This is a genomic window from Xylanibacillus composti (genome assembly GCF_018403685.1).
In the GTDB taxonomy this organism is placed as follows: domain Bacteria; phylum Bacillota; class Bacilli; order Paenibacillales; family K13; genus Xylanibacillus; species Xylanibacillus composti.
On sequence record NZ_BOVK01000036.1, the window covers coordinates 42,617 to 59,389 of the forward strand.

Sequence of the window (16,773 nt, forward strand, 5' to 3'; positions counted from 1 at the left end):
CCCACAGTCTCACATCCCGATCTTTACCGGCGGTGAATGAAGCGAATGGTGCCTTTGGACAGCGCTTTCTGCAGTACGCGCATGAGCAGCACACGAAACCAAAGCCGGGTCGGGGGAAAAATCAAAAGAAACCCCACGGCATCTGTCAAAAAACCAGGCGCGAGCAGCAGCACGCCCCCAATCAGAATGCAAATGCCATCCAACAGGTGCCTCCCTGGCACCCGATGGTTCTCCATCTCGAAGCGAGCCTGTGACCAGACGAGGCTCGCTTCTCGTTTGGTCAAATAAGCGCCTGCTACTGCTGTAAGCAGAATAAGCAGCAGCGTGTTCCAGCTTCCGATCTGTCCGCCAATCAAAATCATCAGCCAAATTTCAATTGCAGGAACGACGATCAGCAATAGCAGCAACAACTTGAACATCGTCTAACCCCCTTCCTTGCCTTCGCTTTCGCCGAAAACGATTTGCAGCAGCAGCGCATACATATCAGGTGCTGCGCGGTCCAAGCGCACGGGCTTCCACTCTGTGTTCAACCAGATATGCTCGGTACTGCCGCTTGCCAGCAACTCCTTTTCTCTCACAATTTCGTAGCCGAACGCCAGACGTATCGGAGAAAATGCGGTAAGCCTCGTCCGAATACACACCTCGTCATCATAGCGAGCCGGTAACCGATACGCCACGTCCAGCGCTGTGACCGGCAACATGAGCCCACGGTCTTCCATCTCCCGATACGGCATGCCGGCTTCCCGTATCATCTCTGCTCTACCCCATTCAAACCAATTCGCATAATGGGTATGATACACGACCCGCATCTGATCCGTTTCCTGGTAGCGTACGCGGATCGTATGCTCAAACCACCTGCTCTCAACCGCATAACCCTTCATGGCTGCCTCCTCCTTTTAGTTTTCCCGCGAATGTAAAACGCAACTTCGAAGCGTGTTCCTGTTACTTTCGCGGAACCCCATTCTTAACCCACGATGTGAAGCGATGCTTCGATGCATGTTTGGAGTCCTTCACGTTCCTCTTCGGGCTGGCAATTCATTGGGACCTCTCATTGACTTGCCCAGTTGTACGATTTTTCGTTCAAACTCGTTCTCACATGATGGTTTTTTTCAACTTTTGTACGATTTATCGTTCAAAAAATGGGTGTTACCTCCGGCAGCTCGTGGTTTTATACGATTTTTCGTTCAAAAACGTTATTAGCGCCTACTATTCTGGAAACTATATACGATTTTTCGTTCAAATCGCGAATAATTGCAACCACGACAACCTGAATACCGCCTCGGCGGGGGAACCCCATTCTTAACCCGTGAATGTGAAACGAAGCTTCGATGCGTGTTTCTGGGACTTTCGCGGGACCCCCATTAACTCACGAATGTGAAACGCAACTTCGAAGCGTATTCCTGGACTTTCGCGGGACCCCCATTAACTCACGAATGTGAAACGCAACTTCGAAGCGTATTCCGATTACTTTCGCGGGGGCCTGATTGTAAAAAAAGAGCGGCTGCGGAATCATCCGCTTGCTCGCTCTTGTTCTTGCCTTGTTGCGCCACGCCGCCGGCCGCTTGCTTGTACACCAGCATGCAGCAGCTCCCGGTCCACCGGTCGTTTACAGTACGTTAGCACGTCCGGAGCTGATAACGCCCACTTCGCCATACATCGAAATTTCCATGCCGTCGGTGAAAAGAGAGGTCGCATTGGCCACACCGATAATGGTCGATTTGCCAAGCTCCAATCCCACAACTGCTGCATGGGACGTAATGCCGCCCGTCTCGGTAATAATGCCCGCTGCCTTCTTCATGGCCGGGACAAATTCCTTGTCTGTAGACACCGTCACCAGAATGCTGTTTTCTGTTACCTTCTCCAGCGCTTCCTGTGCTGTTTTGGCTACAACGACATGTCCCGTCGCATTTTGATTGCCAATGCCTTGGCCTTTGGCGATCATCTCCCCGACATGGTGAATCTTGATCAGATTTGTCGTGCCAGAGCGGCCGACGGGCACACCTGCCGTAATGACGACCAGATCGCCCAGCTTAATCGCCTTCGCTTCCATCGCGCTGTCAAGCGCTAGCTGGAACATCTCGTCCGTTGTTTGCGCGACACGTCCCAACACCGGAATTACCCCCCAAGCGAGGCACAAACGGCGCATGACATCAGCGTTTGGAGTAACCGCGACAACCGGCGCTTTCGGCCGATATTTCGAAACCATGCGCGCAGTAAAGCCTCTCTCTGTCGATGTGATAATCGCTTGCGCGTTCAAATCCAAAGCGGAATTCGCCACCGCTTGACTGATCGCTTCCGTTACGGTCGTCTGCTGTGCCAGGCTTTGCTTGACGAAAATTTCACGGTACTCCAGCGCAGACTCGGCACTCTCTGCAATGCGGGACATCGTTTCAACCGATTCCACTGGATATTTTCCTGCCGCCGTTTCGCCGGACAGCATGATCGCATCCGTTCCGTCGAAGATGGCATTAGCCACGTCACTGGCTTCAGCGCGTGTCGGACGCGGGTTGCGCTGCATCGAATCCAGCATCTGCGTCGCCGTAATAACCGGTTTTCCGACGAGATTGCACTTCTTGATCATTTGCTTTTGGACGAGCGGCACTTGCTCTGCCGGAATTTCAACGCCCAAATCGCCGCGCGCTACCATAAGACCGTCGGATACCTCAAGAATTTCATCGAGGTTGTCCACGCCCTCCTGGTTTTCGATCTTGGAGATAATTTGGATATGGGAGGCATTGTGCTTTTCGAGCAGCTCGCGGATTTCCAGCACATCGCTGGCCTTCCGAACGAAGGAAGCCGCGATAAAGTCAATGCCCTGCTCGATGCCAAAAATGATGTCGTTCGCGTCTTTTTCCGTGATGCCCGGCAGGGAAATGCGTACTCCCGGCACATTGACGCCCTTCTTGCTCTTGATTTGACCGCCATTGACAATCCGGCAGTAAATTTCCGTTCCTTCTACCTTTTCAACGGTCAAGCCAATCAGGCCGTCGTCAATCAAAATCGTAGAACCTACCTCGACATCCTTCGGCAGGTTTTCATATGTAACAGAGAGACGGCTCGCATCGCCCAAAATTTCCTCTGTAGTGAGGATCAGCTGCTCGCCCTGTACAAGATCAATCGGCTCTTCCTTCAGCTTGCCGGTCCGAATTTCCGGCCCTTTCGTATCAAGCAGGATCGCAACGGTCTTGTTCAACTCCTTGCACGCTATCCGGATGTTCTTGATCCGGTTGCCATGCTCTTCGAAATCACCGTGGGAGAAGTTCAATCTCGCCACGTTCATTCCGGCTTCGATCAGCTTTTTCGTCATGTCCAGCGCTTCGCTGGAAGGTCCAATCGTACAAACAATCTTGGTCTTTCGCATGGTTTCTTTTTCCTCCTAGAAATGTTCTTTGTCTGGTTGAATTCGGTTTCGTTGCTGTTAGCCCTGCAAGTACGTGAATGTGCCGATTTGCCTGTACTTGTCGAACCGATCCTGCCGAAGCCGGTCACTGTCCCAATGGCGCAGCTCCTCCAGGTGCCGGGTTAACGAGATCTTGACTGCCTCAGCCTGCTGGGCAGGATCACGGTGCGCACCGCCGCTCGGTTCGGGGATAATATCGTCGATGATGTTCATCTCTTGCAAATCCTGAGCGGTTATCTTCATCGCTTCCGCAGCCTTGTCCGCTTTGGAGGCGTCCTTCCACAGAATGGATGCGGCGCCATTCGGCGAAATAACCGAATAAATCGCGTTTTCCAGCATGAGCACCCGATTGCCGACTCCCAGCGCGAGAGCGCCGCCGCTTCCTCCCTCTCCGATGACGACACAAATAATCGGGACGCCGAAGGTGGACATCTCCAGCAAGTTTCTGGCGATGGCCTCCCCTTGGCCGCGTTCTTCCGCAGCGCCGCCGGGATAGGCGCCAGGCGTATCGATGAACGTGATGATGGGACGTCCGAACTTGTCCGCCTGCTTCATCAAACGCAAGCCTTTGCGGAAGCCTTCAGGATGAGGCATGCCGAAGTTGCGGGCAATGTTGTCCTTCGTATCCTTCCCTTTCTGATGGCCCACAACCGTGACCGGCACGCCATTGAGCTTGGCAATTCCGCCGACGATCGCCAAATCGTCCGCGAAGGCCCGGTCTCCATGCAGCTCAATAAAATCGTCAAAAATCGCTTGTATGTAATCAAGCGAGGTTGGACGTTGCGGATGGCGGGCAATTTGCATTTTTTGCGCAGGCACTAGCTGCACGAATATTTCTTTTTGCAGCTGGGCATAACGTTCTTCCAAGCGGGCGATTTCCTCTGAGAAATCAATTTGCTTCTCTGAGCCAAACCTCCGCAGTTCTTCAATCTTGCTCCGCAACTCCTCCAGCGGCTGCTCAAACGGCAATTCGTTAGCCACGCGAAACTCCCTCCTTCACCGTATGCAGATCAAGCAGTTTGATCAGGGTGCTGCGCATCTCCTTCCGGTTCACCACTTTATCCAGCTGGCCGTGCTGCAAATTGAACTCGGCCGTCTGGAAGTTGTCCGGCAGCTTCTGGCGGATCGTCTGCTCTATGACAATGCGGCCCGCAAAGCCGACAATCGTACCCGGCTCAGCCAAGATGATATCCCCCAGCATCGCGAAGCTGGCGGTAACGCCGCCGAGCGTCGGATCGGTGAAGACCGAAATAAACAAGCCGCCCTTGTCGCTGAATCTGGCCAGCGCCGAGCTCGTCTTCGCCATCTGCATCAGGCTCAGGATGCTCTCCTGCATGCGGGCGCCGCCGGAAGTCGAGAACACAATGAGCGGGTAGCCCTTCTGCGTGGCGCGTTCCACGGCGCGTGTAATCTTCTCGCCAACGACCGAGCCCATGCTGCCGCTGAAGAAATCAAAGCTCATGACAGCACAAACGACCGGAAAGCCGCCGATCGTTCCTTCTCCCGTAACCACTGCATCTCTCAAGCCGGACTTCTCTGCTTGCTGCACCAGCTTGTCCGCATAGCCCGGAAATTCGAGCGGATCTTCGGAGATCATATCGGCATCGTATTCGAACAACCGTCCTTCATCCATGATCATCTGGATCCGCTCTCTCGCATTCAGTTTCATATGATACCCACATGACGGGCACACTTTCAGATTTTTATCGAGCTCCTTGCTCGTCTGAATGGCGCCGCACTTCGGACACTTGCTCATCAGTCCTTCGGGAATATCCCGTTTCGTCTGTTCCGATGGGATCACTGCATATTTGCGTTTTTTATGAAAAAAATCTTTTAGCATGATTTCACACCCCACAAGGCGGACCTTCCTGCCGGCTCAAGCAGCCGGACTATTCGGAACTATCCTTTGTTAAACAATTCGTTCAGAACATCCTGCACTTCTTCCACCTCAGCCTCCGGGACCAACACTTCAAATTGCTGTTTCGATAGATTAATAGGCCGTAACTGAACCAGAAACCCTTCGTCCTGTAGCTTTTGTTTGATCGATTCGGCGATCTTGGCGGTAGGGGCGATGTAAATTACCGTCCACATGGGTTATAAACCCTCCCTAAGGTCAAGGCTTTGCAATGGATTAATGATATCATAAGTGCGCTTTTTCAAGCAAGAAAAGCCCTGAGATTGCCGTTACCCCTGCTGCCTGTGGGCAATGCGCGCCGAGGCGGCTGCCGCAACACCGGCCACCAAATCGTCCAGAAACACATGAATCCGTGCGGTTTCGTCATTCAGACTGCGGATAATGCCGATCTTTTTTTTGTCCAGATAGCCAAAGCTGGTTAGTCCAATCATCCCGTAAGCATGCGTGATGCCAAGCGCCATGACCTCGTCCACGCCATACAGCGACTCGTCTTTTTCCATAATGGACTGGAGCGGCTCGGGCAGCAGCTTCTGTTCAGCCAACTCGTCCAACGCCACGCCCGTATAGATCGCGTACTGCACATCCCGCTTGGTCAGCACAGCCTTGACGCTTTCCACACAATCCTGCAGCGTTAGTTGGGGATGATATGGATATTGAAGGCGGAAGACGATATCAGCGATCTGCTCGACGCGTACGCCTCTGCGCTCCAGCAAGGCAATCATCTTCTTCTGATCATCCATGGGCGAATCCCCCTGTCTTCTGTCCTCGTCCCGGTGCGAGGATGTAAGAACAATGTATGCGGGGGACAGCCGAATTATTTCACCTTTACCGTATCTTTGCCAAAGCGCTCCTCAATTGCTGCGAACAGCTCCCGCGAAGGCTTTATGCGGTACCGCTCGTTCAGGACAAGCGTGCGCCCTTCGCGTTCATAGTAAAGCACGACCGGCAACGGACCGGGATGCTGCTGCAGGCGAACCTGAAGTTCCTTCAGCAGCGCGGGCGTTTCCTTGTCCGCAGCAATTTTGACAAAGACCTTCTGTTTGGCCCCGCTTGCCGCAGGAGCGGCTGCGTGAGAGCGTGCCGGCCTGGAAGGGGCTGCCGCCGGCGGCTCCTGTCTGCCCGGCGCGTTGTTTCGAACGGACGCGGCTCCCGCCTGCTGGTGCCGCTTCCGGGGCTGCCTGTCGGGACGAACGGCCGCACTTCCCGGTTCCGCCTCGTCGAGGGAACAGATCATATCCGCAAGCAGCTTCACCTGCTGCTCCCCATCTTGCTGCTGGACACGCGCCCGCAGGAAGAGCAGCCGCCCCTTCTCCACTTCCGGCCCGTAGCGCGACCAGGTCTCCGGAAAAACCACAACCTCCACGCGCTCGATCCGATCCTCCAGCTCCATGAACGCCATCGCCTTGCCCTTCTTGCTGACAATCGGCTTCACCGACAGCACCCTGCCGGCTACCTCTACCATTCGATTGTCCGGGGCATGCTCCAGCTCATGCAGAGGCACAACGCCCAGAGCCTCCATCTTGTCGCGATAATCATCAAGCGGGTGTCCGGACAAGTAAAGTCCGAGCAGCTCACGTTCCAGCTCCAGCTCGCGCGCACGGCTAAAAGCCGGGACGTCGGGCAGCTCGAATTGCCAGTTGACGCTTTCCTGAAAGCCGAACATATCGAGCTGCAGCTCGTCCCGTTCCTTCTTCCGCTTCGCCGCTGTGTCCGCCGTTTCGTCCAGAGCTGCCAGCAGCTGGGCGCGATGGCCGTCCATCGCGTCCATGCCCCCGGCCAGAATCAGGGATTCGATCACACGCTTGTTGCAAACCCGCAGATCAACACGATTGCAAAAATCCGCCAAGTTGCTGTACGGACCGCTCTTCCTTTCCTTAATGATCGATTCCATCGCCTGCGTGCCAACGTTCTTCACAGCCGCGAGGCCAAAGCGAATTGCCCCGATATCGCCGTCTGGCGCACCCGCCAGCGGCGTGAAGCTGATATTGCTTTCGTTCACATCCGGACCTAGCACGCGAATCCGCATACGCCGGCATTCATCCGCATATTCGGCCATCTTCCGGTGATTGCCCATTACCGAGGTCAGCATAGACGCCATAAATGGCACGGGGTAGTTCGCCTTCAAGTATGCGGTGCGATAAGCCAGGACGCCGTATGCTGTCGCATGCGCGCGGGGGAAGCCGTAGTCGGCGAAGCGGACGATCATGTCATAGACAAGATGGGCGTCGCTCGCCTGATAGCCCTGCTTCAGGCTGCCTGCCACAAAGTGCTCGCGTTCCTTGTCAAGCACTTCCCGCTTCTTCTTGGAAACGGCGCGCCGAAGCAAGTCCGCTTCGCCTAGGGAGAAGCCCGCCATGCGTGACGCGATCTGCATGATTTGCTCCTGATACACGATAATGCCGTACGTATCCCGCAGGATCGGTTCCAGATCGGCATGCGGATAGTCCGCGTCGGCTCGGCCATGCTTCGCTTCGATGTAGCGCGGGATAAACTCCATCGGTCCCGGTCGATACAGCGCGAGCACCGAGATGATGTCTTCGAAGCAGGACGGCTTCAGCTCCCGCAGCACCCTTCTCATACCGGCGGATTCGAGCTGAAAAATGCCGGTGGTATCTCCTCGCGACAGCATTTCGTATGTGGCGGGATCATCATCCGGTATGCTGCGCAAGTCAATCGATCCGCCCCCTAGCTTCTCTATCCAATCCAAGGTGCGTTCGATAATAGACAAAGTGCGCAGGCCAAGGAAATCCATCTTCAGCAGGCCAACCGCTTCCAGGTGTTCCATCGAATACTGGGTGAGCGCAACCTTCTCCGTACCTGTCTGCAGCGGCACATGATCGGTCAGCGCATCCTTCGAGATGACGACTCCCGCGGCATGGGTGGATGCGTGCCTTGGCATCCCTTCCACTTTGCGCGCCACTTCAATCAGCTCGCGCGCCTTGCTGTCTTGCTCGACCGCTGCCTGCAAGGAAGACGATTGCTCCAGCGCCTTGTCAATGGTGATGCCGAGCTGGGCGGGAATCATCTTGGCGATCCGATCCACGTCGGCATAACTGAAGCCCAGCGCGCGGCCAACGTCTCGCACAGCAGCCTTGGCAGCCATCGTCCCGAATGTAATGATTTGAGCTACGCGATCCGTTCCGTACTTGTCCGCCACATAATCAATGACCTCGTCCCGGCGCTCATCGCTGAAATCGATATCGATATCGGGCATCGTCACCCGTTCCGGATTGAGAAATCGCTCGAAGAGCAGTCCGTATTTCAGGGGATCGACATCGGTAATCGCAAGCGCGTACGCGACAAGACTGCCCGCCGAGGAACCTCTGCCCGGACCTACGGCGATCCCCCGCTCCTTCGCATAGCGGATAAAGTCCCATACAATCAGGAAGTAATCTTCATAGCCCATCTTGCCAATTACCTGAAGCTCATAGGCAAGCCGCTGTTCCGCTTGAGCGCGCCAGCCGCCATCCTGCCATTCCGGCAGAGCCGCATACCGTTCCTTCAGTCCCTGCGCGCACAGCTGCTGCAAAAAGCTGCCCGATCCCTGCCCTTCCGGCACAGGGAAATAATGCGGCAAAGCAGTGCGGCCAAACGTCAGATCGAGATTGCACGCATCCGCTATCCGCACCGTCGCTTCCAAGGCTTCCCGACAATGCGGGAACAGCTTCTCCATTTCTGCGCCGCTCTTCAGATACATCTGGTTCGTGTGCATCTTCAGCCGGTCGTCATCCTCGACCGTCTTCCCCGTGCCAATGCAGATGAGGGTATCCTGCACGGTCTGATCCTCCGGCTGCAGGTAATGCACATCGTTCGTCGCAACAAGCGGAATGCCCGTCTCCCGGCTGAGTTCGATCAGCTTCTGATTGACTTTCCTTTGCTCGATCAATCCGTGATCCTGCAGCTCCAAATAAAAATGCTCGCCGAAGATGCCGCGGTAGCGCAGCGCGGCCTCTCTTGCCATGTCCATCCGGTCAGCCAGCAAGGCTTGCGCAACCTCGCCGCCCAGGCAGGCGCTTAACGCCGTGATGCCTTCGGCATGAGCCGCCAATGCCTCAAGATCCACCCTCGGCTTGTAATGGAAGCCTTCCAGGTGTCCGATCGAGCACAGCCTCATCAGATTGCGGTACCCTTCCGAATTGCGCGCCAGCAAAATCAGATGGTAGATACGCTGATCCTGGCGCGAGCCCCGCTGCTTGCGGGAGCCTTCGGTGACGTAAGCCTCGCAGCCTATAATCGGCTTGATGCCGTGCGCCTGACACGCCTGGTAAAACGCAATCGCGCCGTACATCACTCCGTGATCGGTCAAAGCCAGCGCCTTCATGCCATGTGCCGAAGCCTGTTTGACCAGATCTGAAATGCGGGCGGCGCCATCCAGCAGACTATATTCGCTATGCACGTGCAGATGTACAAATTCGCCCATTGTGATCGGCTCCATTCTCTTTCAAATCCGACAGCTATGCGAACTCCTATTCGTTAACAACTATTTTATCATAATCGGGACAGCCTTTCCTATACATATACTAAAGGCGGTCGAAGCCGGCATGCGGATGCGGCCGTCTGGCGGAACACCAGTCTCGAAAACGAAGGAAGGTCTGTCCATGAACGCCTATTTCATCAAACAGCTGATCTATCATTTCTTGCAAGCGTTCGGTGTCGTGCTGGGCGCGGCCATGCTGGGCGGAATCGCGGCCATCTTGACTCTGGAATCTCCCAAACTGCACATGGAGTCGATAGCCGACAAAATCAAAATCTGGGCGGTTGTAGCCGCAATCGGCGGGACGATCGACCCTTTCCGCATGATTGAAACCAACTTTAGCGACAGCCAGTATATACTGGCGCTCAAGCAAATCCTCTTGATCATCAGCGCATTTATCGGCGCTTCCATGGGAACCCGGCTCATTCAATGGATCTGCGCGGGAGGAGGAGAGGGATGAGGGTGCCGCCCTTTTCCCTGTGGATGCACCGCATTCGTCTGGGGGCGATCTTTCTGTGCGGAGCCATTGTGGGCGCCGCCGTATTCATGAGCATCGTGCAGCACAACTTTCATCTGATATTGGAAGACAATAGCCGGCTTACCGAGGAAAACAACAAGCTGAAATCGGACATCGTCGATCTGGAAAAACATAAAAACAGCCAAACGGTCATCCGCTCGATCGACGTACGGATCGAAGCCGAACCGGGCGCAAAACCGCTGGAGGAGGTCATCCAAAATCGCATACGCCACCATGTCTGGGAGAAGCTTCGCGATATATGGGTAGGCCAAAAAATCTCCGTGCTGGATTCCGGCGCGCAACATGTAAAAAGCTTGTACAGCCAGCTAATCCGCGATCAAGACGGGAAGGATTATATGGTCCGCATCAGTTCGTTGTTCGTCATATACGGAGAATTGCGTGTATGGATTGAAGTAGAGGAGATAAAGCCTGGAAGCACGTAAGGGGATAATGCATCTTGGCCAGTCAAGTCAGACCTGGGTCATTCCGGTCCGGTCTGGCCGCCCGACCACTCCGGCAGGTCTTGAGCGTCGCATTCCTGCCGCTTGAGCCGCCCATCGCCTTCCGGCTGATGCGGCAGCCGCGGTTGAACGGCAGCCTCATGCTGGCCGGCTTGCAATCTGGATCGGTACAAGCTACAGTTAGAAGGAAACTTAGTGAAAGGAAACGATCCTGATGATAGACATCTCCTTCTGGCAAACTGCCCTCTCCTTCTCCGCCATTATCGCCGCGGGCGCTTCCTTCTACTTCAGCACCAAGTCGCGCAGGGCTGACACAGTGAAGCTGAGAGGCATATACGGGGCTCGCACGAACATCTGTATGGGACTGATGCTGATAATAATCGCCTTGATCCAGCTCATGCTGTTCGAAGGCTCTACCATTCGTCTAATTGTAGGCACGATCTTTCTGCTGCTGGGCTTGTTCAACCTGTTCGCCGGCATCCGCAACCATTCAGCGTTCAATCGCATGAAGGAACAGTAAGCGTAGCCAACGCAAAAAAAAGAGAGGCCGTTGGCCGCTAAGCTTGTCCCTTGCACGTTGTCCCTTGCACGCTAACGGAACTGAGCGCCACTAGTTGCCCATTTTTCGCGCATTTCCAAATCTAACGGAACTCACGGACCTTATTCCAGCAATTTCGGGGATATACCTTGCGAAATCCGCTAAATAACGTCTCTCGCTTCCGTTACAATTCCACATTCGTCTATTTCGATCCAATAACGTCTCCTATTTCCGTTACAGCGTTCAACGCTCTGACACCCCGGCTTTCCGCAGTCAGTCTCCAAACACACGTGTCTTCCGCGGAGATGCCCTGCGGGTGTCGCGGCCTTCGATCAGCGTTGCAGACCCGGCAACCACTTTTTTTTTGTGCACCAACGCTGCACCCTGCATGAATCCACACTGCGTCAACATCTCACGGCCTTCGGACAGCGCACCGGCTGCTCCCTGCTCCTGCCGCCAGGTTGCTCCTGCATCACCGCTGCTCCAGCACCTGCGCAGTCAAGAGCGCCTTGCACACGAGCACCTGCTCATGGAACATCTCGACGTCCACCTTCGCAAACTTCCGGCTGATTTCCAGCACATTGGGAATGATGTCTACCGACGTGTCCAGCTGCAGCGGGCGAATGAAATAGGTGGACGCATTGTCCAGCACCAAATCCCCCTTGCGCTCTGTCTTGATTACCTGGAAGGCGGCTTTCGTCATCAGAGTCGCCAGCACCCCTTCAGACACAACGCCCAAATCGCCGGTCATTTGCGGCGTTATGCTGCCACGAAACCGCACCTGTCCCGTCTCGTCGCGTATTTCTTCGAACGTCGACCACATCAAATCCTCGAAGGTCTCGCCCATTTGCGGCTGCCGCTGACTGTACTGCATCGCCTTCAAGACGTCCTGCCTGCTGATAATGCCGCGCAGCTTGCGATTATGGTCTACTACGGGCAGCACCTCGATGCCCTCCCATACCATCATATGGGCGGCCGAAGCGATGGACGTTTGAACGCCGACCGTTAGCGGATTTCGCGTCATCAGACGATCCAGCGTCTGATTCGGGTCCGCATCCAGAACATCCTTGGGCGTCACCATCCCGATGACCCGATTCCATTCGTCCGTAACGGGGAAACGGCTGTTGCCGGTGCTGTCCACAAATTTAATCCAGTCGCTGACCGTCTGGTTTGCCTTGACCGTTACAGGCGGTTCCTTGTCATGGATCAAATCCTCAACCAAAATAATTTTCTTCTTGATCAGCCGGTCATAAATCGCACGGTTAATCATGGATGCCACGGTGAAGGTATCATAGCCGCTAGTAATGATCGGCAAGCCTAATGCGTCGGCCAGTTCGCGGATATCGTCGCTCGTATGGAAACCGCCTGTTACCAGCACACCCGACCCTTGCTCCAACGCCAAGCGATGGGCCCCTTCACGGTTGCCGACAATGAGCAGGCTTCCCGCGTCGATGTACTTCATCATATCATCCAATTCCATGGCGCCGATGACAAATTTGTGCAGCGGCGTATCCAGGCCGGCTTGTCCGCCAAGCACCTCGCCGTCGACAATCATGACGACATCCCGAAACGTCAGCTGGTCAATGCGATACCGGTGCCGCTTGCCCACCCGAACCGTGCCAATGCGGGGGCGGGTTTGCACAAGGCCTTGATTCTCCGCATCTTTGATCGCGCGATATGCGGTCCCTTCGCTGACGTGCAGCGCCTTCGCAATTTGCCGGACGGAAATCTGCTGACCGACATCCAGTTCCTCAATATATTGCAAGATTTGCTCATGCTTTGTAGAAGTATCCTCTCTCATCGCAACCGTCGCCTACAATCTTTGGGAATACTATCGAAATTAACATATTATTATATATCAACCACGATTTTTCGTAAAGAAATTTTCGCGTGCGTGAATTGGGTTTTCAAGCAGAATCTTATGTATTAATCTGGAAACAATAACATGTGAAGTTCAAGATACATGCCGTCTGGAAAAGGAGATAGGAGGTTAGCAAGCATGGATAAAACCACCTGTATTGATTCCCGATACTTGACTATCGCCATTCAAAGCGTCTTGTTCCATTACCGGAATCGGCTGGACGAAATCCATTCCAACAACGACGCAGGCCAGGAGCGTCTGATCAAAGAAATGGCCGATGAAATTACCCATACGGCCAGGCACATCGAAGCACTGACGGATCAAACTATGCGTCGCTTGGGTGCAGAATAACCTCACAGTCTCTTCCCGCTGCTGCTGCCCAAACAGAGAAATGCCGCAATCGGCTGCAGTTGAGAAATTTCCGTCCGCAACGGATTGCGACTGCTCGATACATAGACGACACCCCAACTTTCGATCCGCATGGATCTCGCATGGCTCCCTGCTGCTGAAGCGGCCAGCGCAGCCTATCTTTTTGTATCCCGCACCACGAGCTTGCTGCGCAGTCGCTGTTCCATTTTCCACCTGCGCATGCGCTTGACATGCTGCAGCTCTTTGCGCGTCTCTTCGTCTACTCCCAGCAAATCATAGAGGTATGCCGATACAATGACCAGCATCATGCCGAGCCATACAGCGGCAAACAGAGACGGAGCCGTCCACCCCTGTCCAACATCCAGCCTTGGAATCGCGTATAGCAGCAGACCCGCACCCAGCGCCAAACCGACAACGGAGCTGATTCCTTTTTTCATGGTCTTCCTCCTTCTGCTTTTACACTATCCTATGCGCCGCGTTGGACAAATATGAAACTTCCCTACCAGCAAAAAAGACTCCTCAGGCTTATTCGCTCGCTTGCGCAGCCCGCCCGAATCGATTGCTTAGCGCATCACCGTGAACAAAACAGCCTGCAAGAGTCCGATCATGCCGCCAAGGACGGCGCCCAGCCACGTGATCGCACGAAACTCCTTGCCCGATACAGCCAGCACAATTTGCTCCAACTGCTCCACAGGAAAATGTTTCACCTGCTGCCCTACAAGAGCTGGCAAATCCAGAGCCCGGACAATCTTGTCCATCTGAGAGGCGGCCACATCCATTCCGCGTTCCACTGCGCGCGGAAGCTTCTCCTCCAGCTTCGGCATTATAGGCGCCGCCCATGACGATATGGGCCGACTTGCCGCTTCGTCTACCCAACGCCGCCAAGGCACCCGCTTCCGGACCCATCCGCGCAGGACATCCGCTGGCTCTCCTTCCGCGAAGTAGCGAATCGCTTCCTCAGGCGTTTTCTTCTCAATCCGATCCCACTGCTGCCGGATAAATTCAGCCAACGCGCTGCGCACCTCCGGAGAGTGCAGCGTTTCCAGCACAACCGGCTGTACCTTCTGAACCATGCGATCCGGGTCCATAAAAATCCCGGCCAGCATGCCAAGCACGCCGCCAGCCTGATCCATCAGCTTGTCCGCCAATGAACGGATCAAATGGGCGCCGGAAGGAGAAAGCAGCTGACGGCTCAGCTCCTTGACCAGCAAATCCGCGAGCCGGCGGGACCATTCCTCTTTCCTTGACTCCGCATCTCCCGGCAGCCATGCCTCCAATGGTCGCTGCAGCACGCCTTTTTCCTCGACTAGCCATTGCATCAGCCGATCCGTACCGTGAACCAGGCCTGCTTCGACTTGCTCCGACACCCTCTCCGCTTCTTCCTCCCCGAGCTTGTCCGTCAGCCATTCCTTGAGGCTTCTGTCCTCCCGAGCCAGCTCCTGCAATACCGCCCTCAACCTGTTTTCGATCCGGGACTGGAATTCCGGCTGCCGCAGCAGTCCGGCCAAACCTTCGGAGGTGACCAAATAATCGCCGACCACTTGCCCGAGCGATTCCGCTATTTCATCCTTGCGCTTCGGAATAATGCCGGGCGTGAACGGAAGCTTTCGTCCGGCGATGTAGACAGCATTCCGGGGGTGAAACAACATTTTTATGGCCAGATGGTTGGTAATCCCGCCTATTAGCGCGGCAATCCCCACACTCATGGCAATCAACGCGAATGTGTGCATCGTTGTCCTCCGTCTAATCGCTGATTTGAAGCCGGCATGCAACTATGGTGCACGCGCACCAAGCTGAGCAGGCTGTCATATGATGGATTAACCGATTTTATTCCGGTATTGGCCGCCGAAAGGAGACTGCATTCGTGTCCTCATTAAAAATGAATCTCCAAATTTCCCATAACGCATTCCCTTCCGATCATACGATCGTGCTGCGGGATTCGTTAATAAAGAAGTGGAAGATCCCTGGAAGCGTGATCCTCCGTTACGGTTCCACCAAGCAAGCTGTAAGCATTGCCTCGGCTTCCCGCCAAGACGGCATCCGCATGACGGAGAGACTCGCCTCCAGGCTGGGCTTAAAGCCGGGAACATCCCTCCGCGCCTTGTACCGCCCAAAAACAAAAACGCTGCACCTCGGCCCTGTCATCGGCGTCCTGCTGGGCAGCACCTCTCAAAATGCCAGCCGTCCTTTTGGCAGCACCACATCGTTCTGCATGGAAATGGTCGAGGCCGGAAAGCTGTACGGCGGGTTCGTCTATTTCTTCACGCCGAAGCAAATTGATTGGCGCGAAAAACGCATTCGGGGCTGGAGCTACAGCAACGGCTGGTACCAGGCATCATTTCCGATGCCGGAAGTTGTCTACAACCGCCTCATGTCCCGAAAGCTGGAAGCTAACCCAAGCGTACAACATTTTATTCGTGAAGTAAAATCCCGCTACGGCACTGCCACTTTCAACGAAAGGTATTTGGATAAAATCGAGGTTTTTACGGCATTGCGGCGAGATGCCGGTGCCAGAAGCTACTTGCCTTACTCCTGCAAATACAAGGGCTATGCCACATTGAAGCATATGCTCGGCAAATACCGCACTGTCTTCCTCAAGCCCGAACGCGGCAGTCTGGGCAAGGGGATTATCAAGATTACACAAAATCCCGCCGGCGGGTTCACCTGCCACTTCTCTCATCTAAATGGCGTGACTCAAAAATCAGCATCCAGCACGAAGCAGGTCCACAACTTGATTGCGGGAAGAGCGAAGTCTTCGCGCTTCCAGGCGCAGCAAGGCTTGAATTTGATTCGCATTGGCGGAAGGCCTGTGGATTTTCGTGCGCTTACGCATAAGGACGAAAATGGAAAATGGAGCCTCACATCCATCGTTGGACGCATTGCGGGCAGCAATCACTTCGTCTCCAACCTGGCTAGAGGCGGCACTCTGAGTCCCGCCAAGGAAGCCTTGAGCAGAGCAGGATTGAAAGCTTCCGGCGCTGTGCTTCAGCGCTTGAAGAAGGCAGCTCTGAATGTAGCGCAAGGGGTCGAAAATCAGATTCCCGCCCAGTTCGGGGAATTTGGTGTCGATCTTGCCGTAGACACCGCGGGCAGAGTATGGCTGCTTGAAGTAAACTCCAAACCGGCCAAAAATGACAGCACCCCTTTATCCGATCAGAAAATCCGGCCTTCCGTCAAAAGGCTAATCCAATATTCACGCCATTTGGCGGGGTTGTAACGCAACTAGGAGGGTACCAAC

18 protein-coding genes are annotated in these 16,773 nt (G+C 54.8%); 5 read left to right on the plus strand and 13 right to left on the minus strand.

Annotated elements, in window-relative coordinates; translation table 11 throughout:
• Positions 1-23: 23 nt before the first annotated feature.
• The 8 genes from XYCOK13_RS13255 to XYCOK13_RS13290 form a co-directional block, all read right to left on the minus strand.
• A complete protein-coding gene (locus XYCOK13_RS13255) occupies positions 24-419 on the minus strand; it encodes an FxsA family protein (RefSeq protein WP_213412641.1) in 396 nt (131 codons plus the stop codon).
• 3 nt (positions 420-422) lie between these two features.
• Positions 423-881, minus strand: coding sequence for an acyl-CoA thioesterase (locus XYCOK13_RS13260; protein WP_213412642.1), 459 nt, complete (start codon positions 879-881; stop codon positions 423-425).
• Between the two features lie 725 nt (positions 882-1,606).
• Positions 1,607-3,361, minus strand: a complete 1,755-nt coding sequence (gene pyk / locus XYCOK13_RS13265; RefSeq protein ID WP_213412643.1) for a pyruvate kinase — start codon at positions 3,359-3,361, stop codon at positions 1,607-1,609.
• Between the two features lie 57 nt (positions 3,362-3,418).
• The gene (accA, locus tag XYCOK13_RS13270; RefSeq protein ID WP_213412644.1) at positions 3,419-4,381 is read right to left on the minus strand and encodes an acetyl-CoA carboxylase carboxyl transferase subunit alpha; all 963 of its coding nucleotides are present in this window, start codon (positions 4,379-4,381) and stop codon (positions 3,419-3,421) included.
• Positions 4,374-5,240 carry an acetyl-CoA carboxylase, carboxyltransferase subunit beta gene (gene accD, locus XYCOK13_RS13275; RefSeq protein WP_213412645.1) on the minus strand — a complete coding sequence of 289 codons (867 nt, stop codon included), beginning with the start codon at positions 5,238-5,240 and terminating at the stop codon, positions 4,374-4,376. Before accD ends, accA begins: the two co-directional genes overlap by 8 nt.
• A 59-nt stretch (positions 5,241-5,299) precedes the next feature.
• Positions 5,300-5,491: a glutamate decarboxylase gene (locus XYCOK13_RS13280; RefSeq protein WP_213412646.1), complete on the minus strand. Its 192-nt coding sequence runs from the start codon at positions 5,489-5,491 to the stop codon at positions 5,300-5,302.
• Between the two features lie 93 nt (positions 5,492-5,584).
• Positions 5,585-6,055, minus strand: a complete 471-nt coding sequence (locus tag XYCOK13_RS13285) for a phosphatidylglycerophosphatase A family protein (protein ID WP_213412647.1) — start codon at positions 6,053-6,055, stop codon at positions 5,585-5,587.
• Between the two features lie 74 nt (positions 6,056-6,129).
• Positions 6,130-9,735 (minus strand): DNA polymerase III subunit alpha, encoded by a 3,606-nt coding sequence (locus XYCOK13_RS13290; protein ID WP_213412648.1) that lies wholly within the window; start codon positions 9,733-9,735, stop codon positions 6,130-6,132.
• 178 nt (positions 9,736-9,913) lie between these two features.
• On the opposite strand from XYCOK13_RS13290, the gene XYCOK13_RS13295 reads away from it, so the two are divergent.
• Both XYCOK13_RS13295 and XYCOK13_RS13300 read left to right on the plus strand, forming a co-directional pair.
• Positions 9,914-10,249, plus strand: a complete 336-nt coding sequence (locus XYCOK13_RS13295; RefSeq protein WP_213412691.1) for a YtrH family sporulation protein — start codon at positions 9,914-9,916, stop codon at positions 10,247-10,249.
• Positions 10,246-10,749, plus strand: coding sequence for a sporulation membrane protein YtrI (locus XYCOK13_RS13300; protein WP_213412649.1), 504 nt, complete (start codon positions 10,246-10,248; stop codon positions 10,747-10,749). Before XYCOK13_RS13295 ends, XYCOK13_RS13300 begins: the two co-directional genes overlap by 4 nt.
• Positions 10,750-10,787: 38 nt before the next feature.
• Here the strand turns inward: XYCOK13_RS13300 and XYCOK13_RS13305 are convergent, their stop codons facing one another.
• Positions 10,788-10,940, minus strand: coding sequence for a hypothetical protein (locus XYCOK13_RS13305; protein ID WP_213412650.1), 153 nt, complete (start codon positions 10,938-10,940; stop codon positions 10,788-10,790).
• Between the two features lie 41 nt (positions 10,941-10,981).
• Here XYCOK13_RS13305 and XYCOK13_RS13310 point away from each other — a divergent pair, with 41 nt between their 5' ends.
• A complete protein-coding gene (locus XYCOK13_RS13310; RefSeq protein ID WP_213412651.1) occupies positions 10,982-11,287 on the plus strand; it encodes a YtpI family protein in 306 nt (101 codons plus the stop codon).
• 490 nt (positions 11,288-11,777) lie between these two features.
• On the opposite strand, the gene XYCOK13_RS13315 is transcribed toward XYCOK13_RS13310, so the two are convergent.
• Positions 11,778-13,106 carry a DRTGG domain-containing protein gene (locus XYCOK13_RS13315; RefSeq protein WP_213412652.1) on the minus strand — a complete coding sequence of 443 codons (1,329 nt, stop codon included), beginning with the start codon at positions 13,104-13,106 and terminating at the stop codon, positions 11,778-11,780.
• A gap of 198 nt (positions 13,107-13,304) precedes the next feature.
• On the opposite strand from XYCOK13_RS13315, the gene XYCOK13_RS13320 reads away from it, so the two are divergent.
• The gene (locus XYCOK13_RS13320; protein WP_213412653.1) at positions 13,305-13,517 is read left to right on the plus strand and encodes a hypothetical protein; all 213 of its coding nucleotides are present in this window, start codon (positions 13,305-13,307) and stop codon (positions 13,515-13,517) included.
• Positions 13,518-13,519: 2 nt separating this feature from the next.
• On the opposite strand, the gene XYCOK13_RS22155 is transcribed toward XYCOK13_RS13320, so the two are convergent.
• The 3 genes from XYCOK13_RS22155 to XYCOK13_RS13330 all read right to left on the minus strand — a co-directional run bounded on the left by XYCOK13_RS22155 (position 13,520) and on the right by XYCOK13_RS13330 (position 15,265).
• On the minus strand, positions 13,520-13,648 hold the full coding sequence (locus tag XYCOK13_RS22155; RefSeq protein WP_280520899.1) for a hypothetical protein: 129 nt from the start codon (positions 13,646-13,648) through the stop codon (positions 13,520-13,522).
• 42 nt (positions 13,649-13,690) lie between these two features.
• On the minus strand, positions 13,691-13,972 hold the full coding sequence (locus XYCOK13_RS13325) for a hypothetical protein (protein WP_213412654.1): 282 nt from the start codon (positions 13,970-13,972) through the stop codon (positions 13,691-13,693).
• Between the two features lie 126 nt (positions 13,973-14,098).
• On the minus strand, positions 14,099-15,265 hold the full coding sequence (locus XYCOK13_RS13330) for a DUF445 domain-containing protein (protein WP_213412655.1): 1,167 nt from the start codon (positions 15,263-15,265) through the stop codon (positions 14,099-14,101).
• Positions 15,266-15,399: 134 nt separating this feature from the next.
• On the opposite strand from XYCOK13_RS13330, the gene XYCOK13_RS13335 reads away from it, so the two are divergent.
• Positions 15,400-16,752 carry a YheC/YheD family endospore coat-associated protein gene (locus XYCOK13_RS13335; protein ID WP_244865142.1) on the plus strand — a complete coding sequence of 451 codons (1,353 nt, stop codon included), beginning with the start codon at positions 15,400-15,402 and terminating at the stop codon, positions 16,750-16,752.
• Positions 16,753-16,773: the final 21 nt, after the last annotated feature.